Consider the following 23,048-nt stretch of genomic DNA (forward strand, 5'->3'; position numbering starts at 1 on the left):
CTATTGTTAATACTTCTTTATGTAACAGTGACGGGATAGGGTTTTTTTGTTGATCTCGATATCTAATAAAAACAAAAGCTTGGTAATCAATTTAATCTTAACTTCGTGGTGAAAATTCAAATAAAGTTGAAAAAAATAGTGACATTTAAACTGCAAAATCAGCATCAATCTTGCTGAAACGGGGCGTGTCAGCAAGATTGATGCTGTAATTGGTGATGATGAGGTGAGGGGTTAAAACTTATACAGCAGGCCAAAGCCGATGGTGTGGTTTTTCTGAGCGATACCGGAGCTATCAGCATGATTCTGAGATGTGCCGGTAGTACGGTTGAGGATTTGTGTTGCTCCTTTACCTTCGGTGTACTGGTTCCAGGCTGCTTCCACAAATAATTTGGTGCTTGGGGTGATGTAATATCCGGCATCTACCACTATGGCGTAATAGCGAGAGTTTTTGTTGCTGTCTTTGAATGAAAGTTTGCGCGAATAGTGTTCGTCATGCCCATTGGCATTTACCCAACGGCTGTATTTTAGCAAGGTATTAAACTCAAATTTTTGATAATGATAGCTTCCCGCCAGGCCAAGATAGGTCATATCAAACTTTTGTTTATATCCGATAACGGTAACAGTATCCGAAGTTGTAAAAATATTTTTACCGTTATCATAATTATAGTTTCCACCATAAGCGGTCCAACTGCTGTTATTACGTTGATAACCGGACATCATCGCAATACGATAATTTTTTTGCTTTAAAAACCAAAATTTCGCATTAAGATCAATTTCATTAGCATAATTCAAATTGGTTTTGTCATGGTGAGACCAATCAGTCCATTTGGTTTGATCAGGCTTTAGCCAATCATAATCATCCATGGTTCCTGTGCTGGAAGATAATGTAGACCATCCACGAGCCGTTAAGGTTAAACGGGATAACAGATCCCATGATACATCCATTTTAATAATAGGGGTGTTTTCCGTCTTCCAGTCTAATTGACTAACTTTCCGATTATTGCTGTCATAAACATATTCATTTGCTTCTGTATTTAATAAGCCTAGCGAGGTACTGACAGTTAAACTATCAGTAATATTGGTATGATGACTGGCGACAGCAGAGTGAGACAGTGCGAGAAGAACTGATGCGCTCAGAATTTGTTTTACGGCAATATTAGCTTCCATAATTAACCTTTAATTTGTTTAAATGTTCATGGAGAAAGCTAACATTGCTAAGAATTTAAAGGCGTTAATTAAAGATTAAAAAAAAATTAAAAAGATTAAATTCCAGTATGACAATTTTATCAAACTTAATATGAGCCGGGTTTGGTTACCCGGCTTAATTGTGTTTAAAACTCATGGACTAGCCATTCATCGGCTTGTTCAAACATTTCTTCTACTAAACGGTTGAGCACTGATTTTTCTTGTTTAGTTGCATCAGTATTAATGCCATTGGCTTGCATCGGCTTGACCTTAACCTCGGCACCGGGAAACACTTGATGCACACGTTTGGTCAATTCAGCTTTAATCATTTCATTGGCGTTAGTCAGGCCGGCGACATTCCGCTTGTCATAAATTAATTCTACTCGCATGATTTCTTTCCTGGGTGATTAATACTGTATTAATATACAGTTCTATTTAGCATAAAACAACCGAGTTTTAGCCATTTTAATGTGAAATGAGGTCAAATAATTATTTTAGTGATATGAAAAATAACCGCAAGTGATTTGACGGCTAATCACCTGCGGTTATTTTTATGCGGGACTTTATCTTCTTGTTTATACACATGATTTAGATTTTTGTGACACACAAATACAAATCTAAGAATAGGCGGCTTTGGCTAATCTATCTCTAACCAGCGGGCATCAACCACCACGCCAAGTATCTTACAGTTGCCATTCAGCTCAATTAAACGGTAAGCAGGATTCAATGGTTTCAAGTATTTAACGCCAGCATCAACAATTAATTTTTTAAATGTCGCTTCATTATCGTCAGTTAATTTGGCGACAACAAAGTTACCTGGCATGGGTTCTTTTTCCGGATCGACCAGAATAATCATTCCTTCCGGAAAACTGATTCCTGACGGTGAAGTCATAGAGTCGCCTTTTACGCTCAACCAAAATGCACTGTCATGCGCATTTTTGGTCGACTCAGGCCAAATTTCTATATCACGTAATTGATAGGGTTCTATGGCCTCATACCAATTTCCTGCGCTAATCCAACTGATTAACGGGTAACTGTTAGCGACTGTCCCTGTGGGTTTGTCATTGAGTCGGTTTGGGGATGAGATAGACAAACTTTCAGCCATTTTCGCCAATTCTGTTGCCAAAGAAGGACTAAAACTACTAATAGGCTCATTAAGCACTTTGGCAAAAGCAGCTGCATTGGTCACATTGAGCGGGTTTATACCGTTTAGGAATTGGTTCACCGCACTTTGGCCCACCCCTAATTCATGCGCGACAGACTCCTGGGATATACCCAGTGCTTTTTTCTTGGCATTAAACAGCTCTTTCAGCCGTTTAGCGTCATCTAACTGTTCTGGCGTCAATGGCTTCTTTTTCATGAGTCAATGTTATTACCGTTAGCAATGATATCCAATCACCTGCGGTATTGATCGTAAAATTACTTGCGGTAATAATCAATCGAAATATATAAGAGAAACGCATGTAATCGCACCGGCAACAGGCTCTGTGATCAGTGTCAGAGGCATCTGCAGCATGAGTTGCTCTGGTTCGCACAAGCGGACGGCAGCCAGATTTATCGGTGGCTTCCGTTGTTGAGCAATCAGCAGCCTATTTTATTCGCGTAGCAAAGGCGCTGGGTTACTCCATCAGCATCACTCAATACCGGCAAGCCTGCGCCGGAATGGCAGTGCGTCGCGATGCTTTGAACTGTGAGGAATGGCCTTTTACCTGGCTAATTACGGCTCCTAAAACCACCATTAACCATGCCCAGTGTGGCTTGACCTATTGCAGTGACCCCTTGCGTACATGGGGGAATAAACAGTTGGAATGCCGTTTAGCCGTGCTAAACCCATCTCATACTATTTTGAAGTTCGGTTACGTTAGCTAACTAATCTCTTTATTCATTTTTAGCACCTTAACGGGTGAGGATTTTCTATGCAAAAAATTGGAGATATTCCTAATACACGCGCCGACAGTCACGGCGAGTTTACTGACGGCAATGTCACCGGCGGTGTTCCCCCAACGATATTACCGGCTGAATGGTTTAATACAATTCAGCGAGAATTGATGAGCGTGCTTTCTGCCGCTGATATTGATGCGGATAGTGCTCAGTTTAACCAAGTTTTACAACTGCGAACGTAAGCACAATAAATGGCGGAACCAACCTGCAATAACTGCCTCGTTACTTCCTGCATTTCATGCTAAATTCATCTATCTTGGACCATGGTATTTGTACCATGGTTTCTAGCATCTAACGGGATTTCAGGTACCAGTATGTTTACCTATAAAGAAATATCATCGCTGAACGAACTGGAATTGATCGTCTATAACTACATCATAAAAAATACTGATAAAGTGATGTACATGACCATCAGGGAGTTGGCAGACGCCGCGGGTGTTTCTACTACCACCGTCTTGCGTTTTTGTAAAAAAATGAATTGTGATGGTTACTCTGAATTTCGTGTTCGTTTTAAACTCTATTTAGAACATGACGAAAAACCACCGGTCAGTTTCGGTATTAGCGAAATAATTAGCTATTTCAAAAGTATTAATAATAGTGAGTTTGACGAACTTATTGAGAGCGCTGCCGCGCAAATAGCGGCTACACGTAGAATTATTTTTGTTGGAATAGGAACATCGGGTGCATTAGGAAAATACAGTGCACGTTTCTTTTCTAATGTAGGAAAATACAGCACTTATATCGATGATCCTTATTATCCAATCAATAGTGATATGTATCAGGATGCGATTGCGATTATCCTCTCTGTTTCTGGTGAAACGGAAGAAATCATCCGTATCGCCAATCAGTTTAGCCTGCAACACTGCAAGATTATTAGCTTGACCAATAGTGATAATTCGACCTTGGCTAAGATGGCTGATTTAAATATCTCTTATCACATGCCTCCTATTGTATTAGAAGGTCAATATAATATTACTACTCAGATCCCCGTTTTATATATTATTGAAACTATAGGCAAAAAACTCCCGCAATTAGTTAATAAAAACACCCAATAAAACAGGGTGTTTTTTACATGTTACATATTCCAATTCATGGTTTTTGTTATATCGTGACTTCATCTTTCTTTTTGCTAAACTCCAGTCTCAATCGAAAAAATATTAATAATAATCCGATAACACTCTGTTTATCTTATACTCAGCATTCGTGACAGGAGATTAATAATGGCAATTGATTACGCATTAACCGCCCAAGAAATTATTAAGTATATTGGCGGTGATAATAATGTGATTACCGTCACACATTGTGCAACACGTTTACGTTTTATATTGAAAGATAATAAAGCTGTCGATAAAGAAAAATTAAATCGTGTTAAAGGGGTTATTACCGTTATTGAAGCGGGTGGGCAAATGCAAGTGGTTATCGGTAACCACGTCGGCGATGCCTATAAGCATGTCACGAACCTGATTAATATCGATGAAAGTGCACCGGTGGCAGCACCTAAAGTCGGTATCGTTAGCCGGTTGATGGATATTATCTCCAGTATTTTTGCACCTTTCCTTTATCCACTGGCCGCCTGCGGTATTTTACAAGGGATTATTTCTTTCCTGGCTGCGATTGGCTGGATGGATGCCGCCAGCGGTACGTATCGAATTTTAAATTTTGTCTCCTGGACCGGATTTACCTTCTTGCCTGTGATGGTGGCTTTTACGGCGGCCAAAAAATTCAATGTTAACCCTTTTACCGCCGTAATTACTGCTTGTGCGTTGATCAGCCCTGATTATATGAACATGCTGACGGCTAATAAAATTGTTACGGTGAATTCCGCAGACCCTGCCGTTCAGCAATTGATGCATGAAGCGCTAAATAATCCGCAGGTTGCCCACATTTTGAATACTATTGCTGGTATTCCATTATCATCACCCACCTTGGATTTCTTCGGTATTCCCGTGCAATACCTGAGCTATACCGCCTCGGTTATCCCGATTATTTTGATGGTTTGGGCCATGTCTTATGTGCAGCGCTTCTTTGAAAAAGTACTGCCAATGGTGGTGCGTAACCTGTTTACCCCGATGTTCTGTATTGCCATTATGGTGCCCTTAACCTTGTTGGTATTTGGCCCAGTGGGTAACTTGATCGGTGGGGCAATTGGCGGCGTTTACAACACACTTTATAATCTCAGCCCAGCGATAGCAGGGTTTATGGTTGGTGCATTCTGGCAGCCACTGGTCACATTGGGTGTTCATTGGGGCATCACTCCGGTCACTGTAGGGAACTATGCGACATTGGGTTATGACACTTTTACCGGCTTGCAAGCCTCCGCAGTCTTTGCCATGGCCGGAACCATGTTTGGTGTTTACTTAAAAACGCGTAACCGTGAAATGAAAGGAATTTCATTGTCCGCGGGGATTACCGCTTTATTCGGTATTACCGAGCCTGCTATTTACGGTGTGGCATTACGTTTGAAGAAACCTTTCTTATGCAGCTGCGCCGCAGGGGGGATTGGTGGAGCTATCGCGGGGTCTTTTAATGCGGTGTCATGGAGCTATTGCCTGCCGGGCATTGCGGTGTTGCCGGTCTTCTTTAAAGAAGGGCATATGGCACAGTTCTTGGGATTTCTGCTGTCTATTACCGTCGCTTTCGTCTTGGGAGCGGTTTTCACCTGGCTGGTTGGGTTTACCGATGAACCAGAGAATGTGGAACAACCAGGCAGTGCTAAAGCATCTGAAGCACCTATTGCTCAGGCACAAATGAATCAAGGCTAGAATATTTAATGTTCGGGCGGGTTAATTATCCGCCATTGATTTTTATTTCCAGGGTGAACAATTGCCCACAGTATTAAGGGAGAGAGTTATGAGCCACAAACAATTACCGAAAGATTTTTTATGGGGCGGCGCAGTTGCGGCACATCAGGTTGAAGGCGGCTGGAATAAAGGCGGCAAAGGTGTAAGCATTGCCGATGTATTGTCCGGCGGCGCTCACGGTGTTGACCGAGTTATGACTGATGGTGTGCAAGAGGGGTATCGCTATCCAAACCATGAAGCGGTTGATTTTTATGGTCATTATAAAGAAGACATTGCGCTGTTTGCCGAAATGGGCTTCAAATGCTTCCGTACTTCCATTGCCTGGACGCGTATTTTCCCGAAAGGTGATGAGCTGCAACCGAATGAAGCGGGTCTGCAATTTTACGATGATATGTTTGATGAGTTGCTGAAATACGGCATCGAACCGGTTATTACGCTATCTCATTTTGAAATGCCGTGGCACTTGGTTAAAGAATACGGTGGCTGGAAAAATCGGAAAGTGGTCGACTTTTTCGTGAAATTCAGTGAAGTGGTCATGGAGCGCTACAAAAGCAAAGTCAAATATTGGATGACATTCAACGAGATCAATAACCAACGTAACTGGAAATATCCACTATTTGGTTACTGCTGCTCTGGTGTGGTGTTCACTGAGCAAGAAAATCCTGAAGAAACGATGTATCAGGTTCTGCATCATCAGTTTGTCGCTAGTGCCAAAGTAGTCAAACTGGGCCATGCTATTAATCCAGAGTTCAAAATCGGGTGTATGGTTGCAATGGTGCCGCTCTATCCATTCTCCTGCCATCCAGATGACATGATGTATTCGGTGGAGGCTATGCGTGAGCGTTATCTATTCGGTGACGTCCACATGCGTGGTTACTACCCTTCATATATTCTGAATGAATGGGAGCGCCGCGGTTTCACTATCAATATGGAAGAGGGCGACCTTGATACTCTACGTGAGGGCTGCGCCGATTACATGGGCTTAAGCTATTACATGAGTAACGCAGTTTCTGCGGTTAATCCCGGTAGCGGCAACTCCCTTTCTGGCTTTGAGGGCAGTGTACCGAATCCACATGTTAAAGCATCCGATTGGGGATGGCAGATCGATCCCGTCGGCTTGCGTTATTCACTGAGCGTATTGTATGAACGTTACCAGAAGCCGCTATTTATTGTTGAAAATGGCTTTGGTGCTATCGATAAAGTGGCTGATGACGGCATGGTTCATGATGATTACCGCATTGCGTATCTTAAAGCCCATATCGAGCAGATGAAGAAAGCAGTGTTTGAAGATGGCGTAGACCTGATGGGCTACACCCCGTGGGGTTGTATCGATTGTGTATCATTCACAACCGGTGAATACAGCAAGCGTTATGGTTTTATCTACGTGGATAAAAATGATGACGGCACCGGCACGATGGCGCGTTCACGTAAACAAAGTTTTGATTGGTATAAAAAAGTGATTGCCAGCAATGGTGAAGAGCTTTAACTCTCTGATAAACCAGCCAACAGGGAAGGGCCGTTTAACACCGGCCTTTCTCACCATTTTCTCCTTTACACCCTCCCAAACGCAGTTGGTTACATTTTTCATTAATGAAAAAATAGTTTAAATTTAAGCTATTACAATAATTTTATCGTTTTGTAGGAAGTAACTGACATATCCTAAAAAAAAGCTGAGTTACTCTTTTACTCCGACGGCTATTGCCATGCTTTGTATGGTTGTTCGTCAGGTGTAATTTAGTTTTTGCTTAATAGGGATAAGAAATGAAAGGAAAATTATTGTTCGCTGCAATGTTGGTAGCCAGTTTTTCTGCCAGTGCTGCGGAACATGCTCACTGGGGATATGAGGGGCAGGAAGACCCGGCACATTGGGGGAAACTTTCCCCTGATTTCTCTCTTTGTGAAACGGGTAAAAATCAGTCACCAATCAATATTCATGGCGCATTGAAAACTCATCATGGTCAATTGGAATTAAATTTCCAGCAAGGCAAGCAACAAATCGTTAATAATGGCCATACGATTCAGATTAATACTAGCGCTGGTAATACGTTAAAGCTGGATGGCGATACGTTTACATTGCAACAATTCCATTTTCACGCCCCCAGTGAAAACGAAATTGATGGCAAACACTTCCCATTGGAAGCTCATTTTGTTTATAAAGATAACAAGGGTGAGTTGGTAGTATTGGCGCTGCTGTTCCAGTTGGGAAAAGCTAATACACAATTGGCACTAGCCTGGCAGCAAATGCCAACAGTGGTAGACCAATTAACAATACTGAATAGACCTTTGGATATTAATGAGTTGCTACCAAAACAGTTCAATTTTTACCGTTTTAGTGGTTCACTTACCACACCACCTTGTTCTGAAGGTGTAACCTGGTTAGTGCTTGATCAGCCTGTTAATGTTTCTGCTGAACAAATACATCAATTCCAGTCTGTTGTTCATCATAACAATAATCGGCCAATACAGCCGCTTAATGGTCGCATTATAGTTGATTAATGTTTGTATGATTCTCGCCACTCTGTTTTCTGGGAGTGGTGAGTAAGATCATCAAATATGTTTATAGCCAAGGGTTGGCAAAAAGACTTATAGCTATAATTGTAAAAATAACTTCCCCCATTTAATATTGAAAGACTTCTTAATCTTGTTATTATTAATATTTAATTGTTAATAAAATAGACAATGTTATACCGCCATATTTCATAACATTGCCCGTTTTCCTTTATTATTTAATAGATGGTCATTATCCGAATAAATTTTTGCCTAATCTTCAATTAGGCCGTATTTCTTTAAAATAGATGCTTATATTTAGGCTGGAATAGCCTCAATAATTGATACATAGCTTCCGGTATCGATAATACGATTAAGTTTCAGATCTGCGCTGGCCAGCAGTGTTTTAAGTTCCTCCTCAGTGCGTGCTTGTCCTCCATCAAAACTACCTAATAACAAAAGGTCGATCTCTTTGCCACCTTGCCTGGTATCTTCTCTGGATATAACAGGTTCAAAGATAAGCACTTTTGAATTGGGCCGCATTGCATTACGACAACTGCGCAATATCTGACTTGCTTGTTCTTCCGGCCAATCCATTGTGATGTATTTTAATAAATAAATATCAGCTGTTGGGCAGCTTTCAAAGAAATTACCTGTCTGGGTTTCCCAACGTGAATCATCTCCTAACTCACCAAGACGGTTCTTCGCCAAGACCGCAGGGCGATCGAATAAAATACCCTGTAATGTGGGATTATTTTGCAGTACTTTTAACAGTAATCCCCCAAAACCACCGGCAATATCAATCACTGTGGCATGTTTTGGAAAGTCATAGCTGCGCACCAAGAAGTTATTTTCTACTGAGGACATCGATGACATACCAGTATGAAAATCACCTTCTGATTCGGGAATGTTATCTCGTGACCAGTATTCATAAAAAGACATTCCGAATGCCTTTTTAAAGGCCGATTCACCTCGTAGATTTTCGACAAGATTACCGAGTGGGAGCCAGAATGTTTTATCCGTCAGCATTAATACCGCCGCGCGCAGTGAGTCACGATGATCTGAGCGAAGATACTGTGCCGCTGGGGTCAGTGAAAATCGACCATCTGCTGATTCTGCAAAGATATTTCGCGATGCTAGCATGCGTAATACGCGATTTAAATGACGTGAGTCTGCCCCTACTGTCTGTCCAAGTTCCTCCGCAGTTTTTGCCTCTTCTGTCAGATAATCCGCTACCCCTAAAATTGTTGCAGCACGCAATGAGGCTTGAAAAGTAAACCCCATCGCTTGCTCCAATAAATCTAATGCCGCAGTATCATCTTCATTCTTCAGTTGATTATTATTGCCCATGGTAATAACACCCTCTGGTAATCGATGTGATTATATATAATTGCAATAAATACAAATGCAACCATATTCATTAGGATAATGAATATATCCATCAAAAATGTAGTTCACGAAATTGATTTATTGCAAATGGTATGTTTTGCTAATTAAGCATATTGATGAGGAATTGATGGGCAATACAATGAAAATTCTGGTTTTTAATAATTAATAGTATTTATGTATTTTTATTTTATTAGTAATTGAAGTTAATGGTTTCTAGCTACTCGCAAATGAGTCATTTTTTTCCCTGAGTTTCCCCTGCCAAATCCCACAAACAAAAAAACCAACCCTAACGGATTGGTTTTCTTTGGGATATTTGGTCGGCATGAGAGGATTTGAACCTCCGACCCCCGACACCCCATGACGGTGCGCTACCAAGCTGCGCTACATGCCGATGCAATGGCATTTATACTACATTTTACAGTGACTAATGCAAGACTATGCCAATACGTTTGCTGTTTTTTTAACCGTGACATACTCATTTTTTAGAGCTAGTTCGCAATAAAACGTTTTATATCAGTCAGCACTTGCAACAGTAACGGAAGTTGTGGCTTTTCATCTTTAATTTCATTGCCTTGCACATCATAGGTGCGATATTCACCATTATTATCTAACACGATGGTTTGTGTTGGTGTAGTAATCACCAGTGTGCCATTATCGCCCGTCGCCACCCAGTTATTGTTACGTTGTGCCGCGAACAAGTCTTCCCCTTGCGAATAGTCTTCTGAGGCCGTTTTGACGTGTAATAGCCGCTGCATCAGTGTCGCCATGATGTCTTCATGGTTCGTTAGCTTATTCACTTTCTGTGCGGGAGTGCCCGGCCAATGAACAATTAATGGAACTTGTAGTTGCTGTCGATTAAAGCCGCTACCAGCACCCCAGTTATCATTGCCAGTGTCATTAAATTCGACACCGTGGGCCGCAGTAATAATAACCACGGTCTTATCAAGTTGGCCACGTTGTTTCAGCGTATCCAGAATGGTCGCAATCTGCTGATCAACATCCTTGGCACCCGTTTGATAGTTATGAATAAAATCAGTTGGGAGGGCAACTTTGTGGCCTATGACCGGATCTTGCGCTTCAACAGCGCCATTCAAATTAATGTATGAGAACCACGGCGCATTGCTATTGAGTGTTGATAGCCATTGCTGCCATTGTGCGGTGGTTTCACTGTCTGTTTGCTCTGCTGGCGCAGGTAAGGTGAAATCGGATAACAATGCCTGGCGATAGAGCGGTGAGGCAAAGCCATCGGATGAGAACAACCCAAATTGATACCCTTGCGCACTTAATGACGTGATAAATGCCGAAGGTTTACGCGCAGAAAGAATACCGTCGAGGTAGGTTGGGGAGATACCATAAAACAGGCCAAACAGACCCGTATCCTGGCGATTACCTGAACTGTAATGCCGGTCAAACTGAATGTTGGCATGACCAAACTCTGACAAAGCTGGCATATCTTTTTGCAGGCTATTAGCACGGATACCATCAACCACAATTAATAACAGGTTGTAACCACTGCCGTTGTCACTAAAGACAATGGGGCTGAGAGGATATTCCACCGTTAGGGCGTCTGGATTACCTTGTTCTATCAAGCGTCGTTGATATTCTTCCTGGTCAAGCAAACCATGTTTTTCAAGGAATTTACGTGCAGTCATCGGGTATGAGAGCGGCAAGTTTGCGCGCTGCATACTGATTGGCCGATAGAAATTAGCATCTGCCCAGATATAAATTAGATGCGAGGCAAAGAAGGCTGAAATAAATACGGCAACCAATGGTTTAACAAAGCGCTGCCGGTTGAGGCTGCGAAGTTTTTGCCATGCCCAAGTGCCGAAAAGCATCTCGACCAGAAAAATGACCGGCACGGCAATAAACATCAATTGCCAATCACGCGCCAGCTCAGTTTGATCCGGGTTAACCACTAATTCCCACACGACGGGGTTAAGATGTAGGTGGAAACGGGTGAAGACCTCGGTATCCACTAATAACAGGGTCAAACCCGCGGTAGCGAAAGCGGCGGAGATGAATCGGAGCAACCGCTGTGACATCACCACGAAGGTCAGCGGGAATATCACCAGTAGATAGGCGGCAAACACGATAAAACTAAAGTGCCCCAGCCAACTGACAAGGGCATAGACACGGCCAATCAGCGATGAGGGCCAATCGGAAACAAACAAATAGCGGCTACCCAGCACCAGGCTGAACAGGATATTAAACAAGGCGAACCAGTGCCCCCAGCTGATCATCTGGGAGACTTTTTCACGATAGCGCTGACGATTTGTCACCATATTGAAATTGCAGTCTTGGCCGATAAATTAATGAGCTTTGTCTTCACGTACTGAAGCTTGAAGGGCTTCAGCGAAAGAACGAGCCAATACTTTGCGTTGCGCGGGGGCAATGCTGGTATTGATCAGATTTGTTACCATATTCCCCAAAACCATCAAAGAAAGATCGGTTGGGGTACGGTGTTTTTCCAGTACGCTGACCAATTCAGACAGCAATTGTTCAACGTGTTCGTCACTGTAACGGGATGATTGTGGCATAAAAATTGAACTCAACACCTGACAAAGTCCCATATCTTACCGTATAGAGACGCGCTTTTCCGCTATTTTATAGCATTAAGAATCATTAGCCATTAATTGGGGGGCGGGATAGCTTTTGGGTTGCAGCCCTCAGGCATCAGTGATTGAATACGCCACTAGCCAAAAGGAGTATTTATCATGAGTCTGGATATTGACCAGATAGCCTTACACCAGCTTGTCAAACGTGATGAACAAACGCTTGATGTGGTGTTGCGCGATTCATTGTTACCTGCCAATGCTGTAGTTGAAGAAATGATGGCCGAGCTGCATCGGGTTTACAGTGCCAAAAGCAAAGCTTATGGATTGTTTAATGAACAAAGCGAGCTAGCTGATGCGCTGAAACGAAGCCGTAAGGGTGATGAAGACTTCCTCAGCTTTAGCCGTGCAGCGACTGGACGTTTGCGTGATGAGTTAGCCAAATATCCATTTGCCGAAGGGGGGGTGGTGTTGTTTTGCCAATACCGCTATCTGGCAGTGGAATATTTGCTGATTTCAGTACTGAGCAGTTGCAATAGCATGCGGGTTAATGAGCAACTTGATCTGAGTACCACCCATTATCTCGATATTAATCGTGCTGATATTGTGGCTCGTATCGATTTAACTGAATGGGAAAACAACCCGGAATCCACCCGTTATCTGACCTTCCTGAAAGGGCGGGTAGGGCGCAAGGTTTCTGACTTCTTTATGGATTTCCTGGCTGCTAGTGAAGGCCTGGATACTAAAGCGCAGAACCGTGGTTTATTACAGGCAGTTGATGATTATTGCGCGGATGCCGAGCTGGGTAAAAATGAACGTCAGGCATATCGCCAGCAGGTTTATAGCTACTGTAATGAGCAGTTGCAGGCCGGTGAAGAAATTGCTTTGCAGGAACTTGCGCAAGAGTTGCCGAAGTTGGGCGAGAAAGATTTTCAGCAATTCTCCGTTGAACAAGGTTATGCATTGGAAGAGAGCTTCCCGGCGGATCGCGGTACGTTGCGTCAATTGACCAAATTTGCCGGCAGTGGCGGCGGGTTGAGTATTAATTTTGATGCGTTGTTATTGGGCGAGCGTATTTTTTGGGATGCGGCAACCGACACGTTGACCATTAAAGGTACGCCACCGAATCTGCGTGACCAGCTACAGCGTAATTCAGGTAAATGATAGCTGTCTGAATCGCCAATAAAAAACGCCGCATAAGCGGCGTTTTTTATTTCGGCGTCCCGAATATCGACAGCGATGCGATTAAACGCGAACGAAGTCGATATGAGTCAGTTTTGGTTTGAAAGCGTGACGCTGAACAGCCTGTACTTTAACTTTGGTTTCTTTACCGTCGACAACCAGAGTCAGTTCAGAATCATAAAAGCCCGGTTTCAATTCAAGGTTTTTGGTGGTGTCATGGTCAAGAGCAATAGAGATTGCTGCTTCTGAACCACCGTAAATGATTGCCGGAAATTTATTTGCTGCACGCAGGCGGCGGCTCGCACCCTTACCCTGGTCGTTACGTACTTCTACATTGATAGTGATCATTTTGTTTTCTCTTAAAGAAAATTTACCCTGCTACAGGCGACCCAGCAACAGGTTCGATACTCGGCTTTGATTGGGTAAACCCACAGCAAAGCGGGCGACATTCTAGCGAAGTATTGAGCAGACAGCAAACGAAACTGCGAAATTATCAGGCTAAATGCGGCTTAGGCGAGGGAATCAGCGCGTCTAAAACGGCCCTGATAATCAAAAACCTTTTCCCTGATTTGCCACCATTGTCCACGACGGCGGGCGACAACAAAATCGGGATAACGCAATAGCGCTTGCTGGGCGATAATATCTGCAGCAGTTTGCCATTTAAGCGCAATACCCGGAGCCCGTTGGTGCGGACGAAGGAAAATTTGCTCGAATGCCATTCGTTGTGCGGCAGTGGTTAAGCGAAATCGCTCACTGGTATTGGTACCCTCTTCGTCGTAATAGGTGATTTTTAGCCACTCACCTTTTGCATCCAGACCTGCTTCCAGGCTCATCCCGCCACAACGCAGTACCAGTGCATCTTTTAATTTCAACGCGGCTTTGAGCATGTCATCGGGATCGACCAGCACCTCCTGACACTGATGGCAGCGGCGAGCAGCAATATCATTTTCTGCACCACAATGTGGGCAGGATTTGAAGCGGAAGCGGTAATCACATTGGGCCCGCGCACCTTGATCATCTTCAAACCAACCCTGGCAGCGGCGGCCATAGTGTTCAATAATCTCGCCGGACTCAGTGCATTTCCCCCAGAAAATATTGGCAAAGCCGCAGTCCGGGCAAAAGACCTGCACCGGTTGGCTGTCACTGTGGGGTTTGCTGGTGCCCACTTCTGGGGTGAAAAGGTCATGGGGGTTGCCAGCATAATCCAGAATCAGGCAATCTTCTTTGCCCGGAGAGAGCCGCAGCCCGCGCCCGACAATTTGCTGATACAAACTGACTGACTCGGTCGGGCGAAGAATGGCAATCAGATCGACATGCGGGGCATCAAAACCGGTGGTCAGCACCGCGACATTTACCAAATAGCGCAATTGCTGCTGTTTAAACGCGGTAATTAACGCATCCCGTTCGGCCGGTGGTGTTCCGGCACTGACCAGCGCAGCCTCACCTTTAGGCAACAGCCCATAGACCTCTTTAGCATGCTCAACGGTGGCGGCGAAAATCATCACCCCCCGTCGATGGGCGGCATATTCCATTATCTGACTGACAATATGAGGGGTAATTCTTTGCTGCTGCTTAAGCTCGCGGTCTAAATCCGCTTCACGGAACATACCGTCGCTATTGCTGGTCAAGCGGCTGAAATCATATTGCACGACGGGCATATCCAGCCGTTCCGGTGGTACCAGAAAGCCGTGCTTAATCATATAACGCAGGGGTAATTCATAAATACAATCGCGGAACAGGGATTTTTCATCACCACGGGTAATACCGTGATAGTGGAATTGATAGATCCAGCCTTTACCCAAACGGTAGGGGGTGGCAGTCAGCCCCAGTAAGCGTAGGCGTGGGTTGGTGGTACGTAAATGCTGAATAATTTGCTGATATTGGCTGTCATCTTCATCGCTGATTCGATGGCATTCATCAATTATCAACAGTGAAAAGGCGCTATCAAATAGAGACAGGTTTCGCGCCACGGATTGTACGCTACCAAAAACTACTTTCCCTTCACTTTGGCGTTGTTGCAGGCCAGCGGCAAAAATATCGGCGTCTAAACCATCTGCCTCTAAACCATAAGCACAATATTTAGCGTGATTCTGCGCTACCAGTTCTTTGACATGCGCCAGTACTAAAACGCGCCCACGAGCCAATTTTGCTAATTCAGCAATAACCAGACTTTTACCGGCCCCTGTGGGCAAGACGATCAACGCAGGCTCGGCATGGCGGCGAAAATGAGCGAGGGTCGCATCTACCGCTTCTTGTTGATAAGGGCGTAACGTAAAGGCCATTAATAAGCCTGCCCGGTGATTTTTATCATCATTTTCAAATTGTTCAACTCATTCACCATTTGCAACACTTTCCTGCAACGTATAAGTGCCATTGATCTTCAAGACTTTCTATTATTATGCCTGTGTGTGGCCGCTGGTGCGAGAGGCGGGATCGCGCGGATAAGTCGTTTCTCAATAACGGCTTTTTGCGTAACTGTTCCTAGGATGATATGGCAACCGCCGCTATACTGTTTTATTAATTTCACACCGTATAATTAGCATTCTGTCATCGTTGGCAGGTGTGAGTGCGGGTATCGTGCCCCTCGGTGGCACGACTCTATGAATAGGCAAAGTAGATTCAATGCGATTGGACAAGTTTTTATCTCAGCAATTAGGGGTTAGCCGGGCGTTAGTTGCGCGCGAGCTGCGGGCAAAACGCGTCACTATAGATGGCGAAGTGGTCAAAAGTGGTGCTATCAAGCTGACACCGGAACAAGACGTGAGATTTGACGGCAACCCATTACAACAAACGGTTGGCCCACGTTACTTTATGCTGAACAAACCGCAGGGTTATGTGTGTTCAACAGAAGACCCGGATCATCCGACCGTGCTGTATTTCCTTGATGAACCAGTAGCATACAAACTTCATGCCGCTGGGCGGTTGGATATCGATACCACCGGATTGGTACTTATGACCGATGACGGTCAATGGTCACACCGCATTACCTCTCCACGCCATCATTGTGAAAAGACCTATTTGGTAACGCTGGAACAGCCGATTGCTGATGATACCGCGCAGCAGTTTACCGACGGCGTGCAGTTGCATAATGAGAAGTCTCTGACTAAACCCGCTCAACTTGAGGTAATCGAACCACAGTTGGTGCGGCTGACCATCAGTGAAGGGCGCTACCATCAGGTGAAACGTATGTTTGCGGCCGTGGGTAATCGCGTGTTGGAACTGCACCGTGAGCGCATTGGCGATATCAAACTTGATGATGATTTGGCACCTGGTGAGTATCGCCCACTGACACCGGAAGAAATTGCCAGTGTTGGCGCTCCCCACTTGTAATTGATGTTCTATTGCAGTGTGGAGCCTTTGTTTCCACACTGTTTTGCCGTTGATATTACCCGCGGTAGGTTGGTAGGTTATTGAAGGAGTAGTCGAACGTGCATGCCAGTAATCCAAATGAAGCAAAGAACCGGACATCCCACGTTGGCTTGATCTTTATCTTGGGCTTGCTATCAATGCTGATGCCTCTGGCTATTGATATGTATTTGCCCAGTATGCCCATCATTGCGCAGGAGTTTGGCGTAGAAAGTGGTGCGGTACAGATGACACTAAGTGCCTATGTACTGGGGTTCGCCATCGGGCAAATGTTCTATGGGCCAATGGCTGATAGCATCGGGCGTAAGCCGGTTATCTTCTGGGGCACGCTTATCTTTGCTCTGGCGGGGATGGCTTGTGCCATGGCGCAGTCAGTTGAGCAACTGATTAATTTACGTTTCCTACATGGTTTGTCAGCTGCTGCTGCCAGTGTGGTGATTAATGCATTGATGCGAGATATGTTCACCAAAGATGATTTCTCACGAATGATGTCTTTTGTGGTCTTGGTGATGACTATCGCGCCATTGCTGGCACCGATTATCGGGGGTGCCTTGTTAGTGTGGTTTAGCTGGCACGCCATCTTCTGGAGCATGGCGGGTGCTGCGTTGGTGGGGGCGATATTGGTCGCGTTGTTTATCAAAGAAACCTTGCCGAAACAGAAACGGCAGAAGTTTCATTTGCGCACCACTATTGGCAATTTTGGCGCTTTATTCCGTCATAAACGAGTACTGAGCTACATGCTGGCCAGCGGTTTCTCTTTTGCCGGTATGTTCTCATTCCTCAGTGCTGGGCCGTTTGTTTATATTGATTTAAATGGAGTTTCTCCGCAAAACTTCGGCTATTACTTCGCGCTGAATATTGTCTTTTTATTCTTGATGACCTTGATCAACAGCCGTAATGTTCGCCGCTTCGGAGCGCTGAAGATGTTCCGTTTTGGTATGTTAGTTCAATTTGTCATGGGGATCTGGCTATTGGTGGTCTGTGCCACCGGGTTAGGATTCTGGGCGCTGGTGTTGGGTGTTGCTGCTTATGTCGGGTGCATCGCGATGATTACCTCAAATGCGATGGCAGTCATTTTGGATGATTTCCCGCATATGGCTGGGACGGCGTCTTCTTTGGCCGGTACTTTGCGCTTTGGTATTGGCGCGGTAGTGGGAACGCTGTTATCGATGGCCCCCTCCCGCAGTGCCTGGCCGATGGTCAGTTCAATGGCATTTTGTATTATTGTCGCCATGCTGTTGTATCTGTATGCCAGCCGTCCGCAGAATAAAAGTGCGGTAAAATAGCCTGATTGAATAGAATGTGAAGGGTAAATGCCTTTGGGGCTCCCTTCACGTTTGTTATTTGTAACCAATTTGTCAATTTCAGTCTTATTTGTTCCTCCTCCTTGCTTTACCTTTCACATCATTAAATATCACTCTATTTGCCTCTAAAAAAGGCAAAACTCTTGCGCTCAATCAATATAATAAGCATGCATATCATTATTTATTGCATAGTTGTGCTTGGCACCATATTGTTAACTTTTTGAGCGATGTATCAAAAAAGATGAAATTGTTATAACGTTATTTTTACCTGTTATTCTTGCTCGTAAGAGAGAAGTTGATATCAGTGAATTTATATATTTATCAATTAATTAAATCTACTTTATTAGGTTTGTTTGACGATGAATTGTTCGTTAAATGTAAAATATTGGCTGGTATTAGGTAATGGGTTTGCAAGAAAAATGGTTGAGATAGCCGCCATAAAGGGTTAAATATAACGAAAAATGGGATCTAAATCCCAAACTGGCAGTCTCAAGCTTGGTAAGGGGGACTGACCAAAGGTTAAAAACAGCACAAAAAATGGCATTGTTGATTTTTAGTTTCTAAATTGTTATCAAAGGTGTGTTTTGGTGAGGTTTGAACCAAGCACAATGACAACTTAGCGGCTATAACTTTAGTAAGTGTGAGTCATTGTGGTGCTTTTGTGATTTTTGAATTTTATTTTTGACTAGGAAAAATACGTGAATAATATCCAACTTTCGGTAGTACATCGTCTGCCGCAAAGTTACCGCTGGTTATCTGGGTTTATCGGCGTCAAAGTTGAACCGATGCCACTAGCCGCGATAGACGATAGCAACAATGACCTCATGGGACTGAAGTTACTGAGCCATGATGGTACACATGCGCAAATTATCATGCAGCGGCTCCATCTTTCGCTACAAGAGATACAGGTGGACTCCGCCATTGTGGAATGGGAAGGCGAGCCTTGCTTGTTTGTTCATCGTCAGGATGAAAGTGCGACCATGTGCCGTCTGAAAGATGTCGGTGTGGCTATTGCTGAGACCATGACTGCGCTTTATCCTTTCTGATTCGCGATTAAGCTTTCGTCAGTGATTTATGCTGGCGCTTTCGTATGCCCTGATTCCTGCTGTGCGCCAAACTAGTCAGCAAATTGCAATAATTGCTGGGTATATTGCTGTTTTGGCGCTGCAAAGATGGCCTGGCAGTCCCCTTGTTCCACCACCTCTCCCTGTTTTAACACAATCACTTGATGGCACAGTGACCGTACGACTTGTAAGTCATGGCTGATAAACAGGTAACTGAGTTGGTAGCGCTGCTGAAGGGATTTCAGCAAAGCCAGAATTTGTGCCTGTACCGATTTGTCCAGAGAAGAGGTAGGCTCGTCGAGGATCAGTAGTTGAGGTTGCAGGATTAATGCACGTGCAATAGCAATGCGCTGGCGCTGTCCACCAGAGAACTCCGTTGGGTAGCGATAGCGGCTCACCGGATCCAATCCAACTTCTTCCATCGCCTTAATCACACGCAGCTCGCGATGCGCCGCACTGAGTTTCTGATGAACTTCCAGCCCCTCAGCAATAATCTGCTGAATATTCAAGCGTGGATTCAGTGCCGAGTAAGGGTCCTGGAACACCACCTGAATTCGGCTGCGATAAGGCAACATCTGTTTGGGCGAGAAATTATGCAACGGTTGACCATCAAACCAAATCTCACCTTGGGAAGGCAATAAGCGCAGTAATGCCAGCCCGGTGGTGCTTTTCCCTGAACCGGATTCCCCCACCAAACCTAAGCTTTCACCGGGCCTTAAAGCAAAACTGAGATCTTTCAAAGCATAATGATGCGAGACAGTTCGGCGCAACAAGCCACGTTTAATCGGGAAAGCCACTTGCAGCCCTTTGACTTCAAGTAAGGGTTGCAGGCCGGTTTGGAGTGGTAGTGGTTCGCCCTGTGGTTCGGCATCCAATAACTGGCGAGTATAAGCATGCTGTGGTGAGTTAAACAGCGCCTGGCGAGTATTGCGCTCAACCACGCGCCCCTCACGCATCACGGCCACATTATCAGCCAACCGGCGCACGATATTCAGGTTATGGGTGATAAACAGTAAACTCATGCCCATCTCTTGCTTTAACTCTTTCAGCAAACTCAAAATCTGGGCTTGCACCGAAACATCCAGTGCCGTCGTGGGTTCATCGGCAATCAGTAATTTGGGCTTAGTCAGGACTGCCATAGCAATCATGACGCGCTGGCGCTCACCCCCGGAAAGCTGATGTGGGAAATCAGCCAGTCGGCCTTTGGCGTTGCGAATACCGACCCGGTCAAGGCACTGGATAATCTCAGTACGGGCGGCTTCCGGACGCATGCCGCGGTGCAGTGATAGCACTTCAGATAGCTGCTTCTCAATGGTGTGTAGCGGGTTTAATGACACCATCGGTTCCTGGAAAATCATGGAAATCTGATCACCACGAATGCCGCGCAATGTCGGTTCATCGGCATGTAATAGCGATTTACCGGCAAACAGAATATCGCCACTGGGGTACACCACGGGTGGTGAGGGTAGCAGGCGCAATATCGACAGGGCAGTGACACTTTTACCCGAACCAGACTCCCCGACCAAAGCCAGTGTCTCACCGGCATCTATTTGCAATGACAACTCGCTGACGACCTGGTGTTCAACACCTGCCTGGCGAAAGGCGATACTGAGATTTTGAATATCCAGAAGTGGGGAGGTCGCCATATCAGTACACCTTGCTTGGGTCAAAGGCGTCACGCACCGCTTCGCCGATAAAGATCAACAGAGATAACAGCACCGCCAATACCAGAAATGCCGTTATTCCTAACCACGGAGCCTGAAGGTTATTTTTACCCTCCAATAACAGCCCACCGAGTGAAGGTGAGCCCATTGGCAAGCCAAAGCCAAGGAAATCCAGTGAGGTCAGGGTAGTTATCGAACCGCACAAAATAAAGGGCAGAAAGGTCAGAGTGGCAACCATGGCATTGGGCAGCATATGTCGCGACATAATCACGCGATCGCGCACTCCCATCGCCCTTGCAGCACGTATATAGTCATAATTTCGGGTACGCAGAAACTCGGCTCGCACCACACCAACCAGCCCCATCCAGCCAAATATCACGGTAATGGCGAGTAGCCACCAGAAATTCGGCTGCACAATGCTGGACAGTAAAATGATTAAAAACAGGGTTGGCATGCCAGACCAGACTTCAATAAATCGCTGCCCCAACAAGTCAATTTTTCCGCCGTAATAGCCCTGAACTGCCCCAGCACAAATCCCAATCACACTGGAGAGCAGGGTTAATGTAAGGCCAAATAACAGTGAGATACGAAAGCCGTAAATGATCTTGGCCAACACATCGCCGCCAGTGCTGTCAGTACCGAGCAAATTAGTGCGGCTCGGTGGCGAGGGGAAAGGCACGTCTGTTGCAAAATTAATGGTGTTGTTGCTAAAGCGGATGGGTGCCCAGATGGCCCAGCCATTATCTTTAATCCGGCCAATGACATATGGATCTTGGTAATCCGCTGCCGTGGTTAAAATGCCACCAAAGGTTGATTCGGTGTAGTTGACCATAAAGGGCATGTAAAATTTACCCTGATAGCTCACCAAGAGCGGCTTGTCGTTGGCTATCAATTCGGCAAACAAACTAATAATAAACAGTGTTAGAAAGATCCACAGCGACCAATAGCCACGGTGGTTCTGGCGAAACCGCGCCCAGCGGGCTTGATTAATTGCACTTAGTCGCTTGATCATTGGCGGCCCTCAAAATCAATCCGTGGGTCAACCAGGGTGTAAGTGATATCGCTGAGGATATTCAGCAATAAACCAATCAGAGTGAAAATATAAAGAGTGCCAAACATCACCGGATAATCGCGTTGTAAAGTGGCTTCATAGCCCAGTAGCCCTAAGCCATTCAGTGAAAACATCACTTCTATCAATAATGACCCAGTAAAAAACATGCTAATAAAAGTGGCAGGGAAGCCGGCAATCACCAGCAGCATGGCATTGCGGAACACATGCCGATAAAGGATTTTTTCTTCGGGTAAACCTTTGGCGCGAGCAGTAACCACATATTGTTTACGAATTTCGTCCAAAAACGAGTTTTTGGTCAGCATGGTCAGTGTGGCAAAACCGCCAATCACGGTGGCCAGAACCGGTAATGTGATGTGCCACAAATAGTCGGTTATTTTGCCGTACCACGGTAGGGTATCCCAGTTGCTAGACACCAGCCCTCGTAACGGGAACAGATCGAAATAACTGCCGCCGGAAAACAGCACAATCAATAAAATGGCGAATAAAAACGAAGGGATAGCATAGCCGATAATGATTAAGGTACTGCTCCAGGTATCAAAAGCCGAGCCACTACGCACCGCCTTTTTAATTCCCAAAGGAATTGAAACCAGATAGATAATCAGTGTGCTCCATAACCCCAGCGAGATAGATACCGGCAGGCTATGTTTAATCAATGACATAACGGATTCACCACGGAATAGGCTGTCACCAAAATCAAAACGTACATAGCTCCAAAGCATCTCGAAATAGCGCTGATGCAGTGGTTTATCAAAGCCAAAGCGCTGTTTAATCTCGGCAATAACTTCCGGGTCTAATCCGCGTGAGCCGCGGTAGTTGCTATCACCAACTTGTGCGGCATTCAGGCCAACCTTAGCGCCACCTAATCCGCTATCGCCGCCTCCGGCGCTATATCCGCTGGAATGGCCCAGTTCGATGTTGGCAATCGCCTGATCAACCGGGCCACCGGGGGCTATTTGTACAATAAAAAAGTTAATAGTAATAATTGCCCACAGAGTGGGGATAACCAGCAATAGTCGCCGTAGCAGATATGCGCCCACAATC

At 45.0% G+C, this 23,048-nt stretch carries 21 protein-coding genes and 1 tRNA gene; 10 read left to right on the top strand and 12 right to left on the bottom strand.

All coding sequences use genetic code 11. The annotated features are described in order from the left end of the window. Window positions 1-231 precede the first annotated feature (231 nt). The 3 genes from QSV56_RS01160 to QSV56_RS01170 form a co-directional block, all read right to left on the bottom strand. On the bottom strand, window positions 232-1,167 hold the full coding sequence (locus tag QSV56_RS01160; protein WP_019083515.1) for an omptin family outer membrane protease: 936 nt from the start codon (window positions 1,165-1,167) through the stop codon (window positions 232-234). 164 nt (window positions 1,168-1,331) lie between these two features. Continuing rightward, entirely contained in the window at window positions 1,332-1,574 is a 243-nt protein-coding gene (locus tag QSV56_RS01165) for a DinI family protein (protein ID WP_005159352.1), read from the bottom strand. Between the two features lie 248 nt (window positions 1,575-1,822). Continuing rightward, window positions 1,823-2,545: a LexA family transcriptional regulator gene (locus QSV56_RS01170; protein WP_011815980.1), complete on the bottom strand. Its 723-nt coding sequence runs from the start codon at window positions 2,543-2,545 to the stop codon at window positions 1,823-1,825. 200 nt (window positions 2,546-2,745) lie between these two features. Between QSV56_RS01170 and QSV56_RS01175 the strand changes: the two genes are divergently transcribed. From QSV56_RS01175 to QSV56_RS01200, 6 genes are all read left to right on the top strand, one after another. Continuing rightward, the gene (locus tag QSV56_RS01175) at window positions 2,746-3,054 is read left to right on the top strand and encodes a putative phage tail protein (RefSeq protein WP_113773025.1); all 309 of its coding nucleotides are present in this window, start codon (window positions 2,746-2,748) and stop codon (window positions 3,052-3,054) included. Between the two features lie 47 nt (window positions 3,055-3,101). After that, window positions 3,102-3,308 carry a hypothetical protein gene (locus QSV56_RS01180; protein WP_046694820.1) on the top strand — a complete coding sequence of 69 codons (207 nt, stop codon included), beginning with the start codon at window positions 3,102-3,104 and terminating at the stop codon, window positions 3,306-3,308. 132 nt (window positions 3,309-3,440) lie between these two features. Further along, window positions 3,441-4,181: a MurR/RpiR family transcriptional regulator gene (locus QSV56_RS01185; protein ID WP_046050606.1), complete on the top strand. Its 741-nt coding sequence runs from the start codon at window positions 3,441-3,443 to the stop codon at window positions 4,179-4,181. A 165-nt stretch (window positions 4,182-4,346) separates the two neighbouring features. Then, window positions 4,347-5,888, top strand: a complete 1,542-nt coding sequence (locus QSV56_RS01190) for a PTS transporter subunit EIIC (RefSeq protein WP_046694821.1) — start codon at window positions 4,347-4,349, stop codon at window positions 5,886-5,888. A gap of 88 nt (window positions 5,889-5,976) precedes the next feature. After that, the gene (locus QSV56_RS01195) at window positions 5,977-7,413 is read left to right on the top strand and encodes a 6-phospho-beta-glucosidase (protein ID WP_050164358.1); all 1,437 of its coding nucleotides are present in this window, start codon (window positions 5,977-5,979) and stop codon (window positions 7,411-7,413) included. A gap of 275 nt (window positions 7,414-7,688) precedes the next feature. Continuing rightward, window positions 7,689-8,423, top strand: a complete 735-nt coding sequence (locus QSV56_RS01200) for a carbonic anhydrase (RefSeq protein WP_046694822.1) — start codon at window positions 7,689-7,691, stop codon at window positions 8,421-8,423. A 309-nt stretch (window positions 8,424-8,732) separates the two neighbouring features. On the opposite strand, the gene QSV56_RS01205 is transcribed toward QSV56_RS01200, so the two are convergent. The 4 genes from QSV56_RS01205 to QSV56_RS01220 form a co-directional block, all read right to left on the bottom strand. Then, window positions 8,733-9,764 carry a methyltransferase gene (locus QSV56_RS01205; RefSeq protein ID WP_019079959.1) on the bottom strand — a complete coding sequence of 344 codons (1,032 nt, stop codon included), beginning with the start codon at window positions 9,762-9,764 and terminating at the stop codon, window positions 8,733-8,735. Between the two features lie 353 nt (window positions 9,765-10,117). Beyond that, a tRNA-Pro gene (locus QSV56_RS01210) sits at window positions 10,118-10,194 on the bottom strand. Window positions 10,195-10,291: 97 nt separating this feature from the next. Beyond that, window positions 10,292-12,085: an LPS biosynthesis-modulating metalloenzyme YejM gene (gene yejM, locus QSV56_RS01215; RefSeq protein ID WP_219650224.1), complete on the bottom strand. Its 1,794-nt coding sequence runs from the start codon at window positions 12,083-12,085 to the stop codon at window positions 10,292-10,294. A 27-nt stretch (window positions 12,086-12,112) separates the two neighbouring features. After that, the gene (locus QSV56_RS01220) at window positions 12,113-12,340 is read right to left on the bottom strand and encodes a YejL family protein (RefSeq protein WP_002208836.1); all 228 of its coding nucleotides are present in this window, start codon (window positions 12,338-12,340) and stop codon (window positions 12,113-12,115) included. Between the two features lie 177 nt (window positions 12,341-12,517). Between QSV56_RS01220 and yejK the strand changes: the two genes are divergently transcribed. Beyond that, a complete protein-coding gene (yejK, locus tag QSV56_RS01225) occupies window positions 12,518-13,519 on the top strand; it encodes a nucleoid-associated protein YejK (protein ID WP_005161874.1) in 1,002 nt (333 codons plus the stop codon). A gap of 81 nt (window positions 13,520-13,600) precedes the next feature. On the opposite strand, the gene rplY is transcribed toward yejK, so the two are convergent. Both rplY and QSV56_RS01235 read right to left on the bottom strand, forming a co-directional pair. Then, window positions 13,601-13,885 carry a 50S ribosomal protein L25 gene (rplY, locus tag QSV56_RS01230; RefSeq protein WP_019079957.1) on the bottom strand — a complete coding sequence of 95 codons (285 nt, stop codon included), beginning with the start codon at window positions 13,883-13,885 and terminating at the stop codon, window positions 13,601-13,603. Between the two features lie 161 nt (window positions 13,886-14,046). Then, a complete protein-coding gene (locus tag QSV56_RS01235) occupies window positions 14,047-15,819 on the bottom strand; it encodes a DEAD/DEAH box helicase (RefSeq protein WP_046694823.1) in 1,773 nt (590 codons plus the stop codon). 340 nt (window positions 15,820-16,159) lie between these two features. Between QSV56_RS01235 and rsuA the strand changes: the two genes are divergently transcribed. From rsuA to QSV56_RS01250, 3 genes are all read left to right on the top strand, one after another. Continuing rightward, complete coding sequence (gene rsuA / locus QSV56_RS01240; RefSeq protein WP_013650136.1) at window positions 16,160-16,867, top strand: 16S rRNA pseudouridine(516) synthase RsuA; 708 nt, start codon at window positions 16,160-16,162, stop codon at window positions 16,865-16,867. A 98-nt stretch (window positions 16,868-16,965) separates the two neighbouring features. Continuing rightward, a complete protein-coding gene (locus tag QSV56_RS01245; protein ID WP_046694824.1) occupies window positions 16,966-18,189 on the top strand; it encodes a Bcr/CflA family multidrug efflux MFS transporter in 1,224 nt (407 codons plus the stop codon). A gap of 716 nt (window positions 18,190-18,905) precedes the next feature. Next, window positions 18,906-19,253, top strand: coding sequence for a YejG family protein (locus QSV56_RS01250; RefSeq protein ID WP_019079954.1), 348 nt, complete (start codon window positions 18,906-18,908; stop codon window positions 19,251-19,253). A gap of 71 nt (window positions 19,254-19,324) precedes the next feature. Here QSV56_RS01250 and yejF read toward each other — a convergent pair whose 3' ends face one another. The 3 genes from yejF to QSV56_RS01265 are packed head-to-tail and all read right to left on the bottom strand — an operon-like array spanning window position 19,325 to window position 23,044. Further along, window positions 19,325-20,917 carry a microcin C ABC transporter ATP-binding protein YejF gene (yejF, locus tag QSV56_RS01255; RefSeq protein ID WP_050915370.1) on the bottom strand — a complete coding sequence of 531 codons (1,593 nt, stop codon included), beginning with the start codon at window positions 20,915-20,917 and terminating at the stop codon, window positions 19,325-19,327. Between the two features lies 1 nt (window position 20,918). Then, window positions 20,919-21,947: an ABC transporter permease gene (locus QSV56_RS01260; protein WP_301210328.1), complete on the bottom strand. Its 1,029-nt coding sequence runs from the start codon at window positions 21,945-21,947 to the stop codon at window positions 20,919-20,921. Then, complete coding sequence (locus QSV56_RS01265; RefSeq protein WP_005171436.1) at window positions 21,944-23,044, bottom strand: microcin C ABC transporter permease YejB; 1,101 nt, start codon at window positions 23,042-23,044, stop codon at window positions 21,944-21,946. Before QSV56_RS01265 ends, QSV56_RS01260 begins: the two co-directional genes overlap by 4 nt. Window positions 23,045-23,048 lie beyond the last annotated feature (4 nt).

This window comes from Yersinia sp. 22-579 (assembly GCF_030433455.1).
Taxonomy (GTDB): Bacteria; Pseudomonadota; Gammaproteobacteria; order Enterobacterales; family Enterobacteriaceae; genus Yersinia; species Yersinia enterocolitica.

What these genes read in the sequence shown, in the direction of transcription:
- QSV56_RS01160 (WP_019083515.1), bottom strand. Translation starts at nt 1,167, where the DNA reads ATGGAAGCTAATATTGCCGTAAAACAAATTCTGAGCGCATCAGTTCTT.
- QSV56_RS01165 (WP_005159352.1), bottom strand. Translation starts at nt 1,574, where the DNA reads ATGCGAGTAGAATTAATTTATGACAAGCGGAATGTCGCCGGCCTGACT.
- QSV56_RS01170 (WP_011815980.1), bottom strand. Translation starts at nt 2,545, where the DNA reads ATGAAAAAGAAGCCATTGACGCCAGAACAGTTAGATGACGCTAAACGG.
- QSV56_RS01180 (WP_046694820.1), top strand. Translation starts at nt 3,102, where the DNA reads ATGCAAAAAATTGGAGATATTCCTAATACACGCGCCGACAGTCACGGC.
- QSV56_RS01185 (WP_046050606.1), top strand. Translation starts at nt 3,441, where the DNA reads ATGTTTACCTATAAAGAAATATCATCGCTGAACGAACTGGAATTGATC.
- QSV56_RS01190 (WP_046694821.1), top strand. Translation starts at nt 4,347, where the DNA reads ATGGCAATTGATTACGCATTAACCGCCCAAGAAATTATTAAGTATATT.
- QSV56_RS01195 (WP_050164358.1), top strand. Translation starts at nt 5,977, where the DNA reads ATGAGCCACAAACAATTACCGAAAGATTTTTTATGGGGCGGCGCAGTT.
- QSV56_RS01200 (WP_046694822.1), top strand. Translation starts at nt 7,689, where the DNA reads ATGAAAGGAAAATTATTGTTCGCTGCAATGTTGGTAGCCAGTTTTTCT.
- QSV56_RS01205 (WP_019079959.1), bottom strand. Translation starts at nt 9,764, where the DNA reads ATGGGCAATAATAATCAACTGAAGAATGAAGATGATACTGCGGCATTA.
- yejM (WP_219650224.1), bottom strand. Translation starts at nt 12,085, where the DNA reads ATGGTGACAAATCGTCAGCGCTATCGTGAAAAAGTCTCCCAGATGATC.
- QSV56_RS01220 (WP_002208836.1), bottom strand. Translation starts at nt 12,340, where the DNA reads ATGCCACAATCATCCCGTTACAGTGACGAACACGTTGAACAATTGCTG.
- yejK (WP_005161874.1), top strand. Translation starts at nt 12,518, where the DNA reads ATGAGTCTGGATATTGACCAGATAGCCTTACACCAGCTTGTCAAACGT.
- rplY (WP_019079957.1), bottom strand. Translation starts at nt 13,885, where the DNA reads ATGATCACTATCAATGTAGAAGTACGTAACGACCAGGGTAAGGGTGCG.
- QSV56_RS01235 (WP_046694823.1), bottom strand. Translation starts at nt 15,819, where the DNA reads ATGGCCTTTACGTTACGCCCTTATCAACAAGAAGCGGTAGATGCGACC.
- rsuA (WP_013650136.1), top strand. Translation starts at nt 16,160, where the DNA reads ATGCGATTGGACAAGTTTTTATCTCAGCAATTAGGGGTTAGCCGGGCG.
- yejF (WP_050915370.1), bottom strand. Translation starts at nt 20,917, where the DNA reads ATGGCGACCTCCCCACTTCTGGATATTCAAAATCTCAGTATCGCCTTT.
- QSV56_RS01260 (WP_301210328.1), bottom strand. Translation starts at nt 21,947, where the DNA reads ATGATCAAGCGACTAAGTGCAATTAATCAAGCCCGCTGGGCGCGGTTT.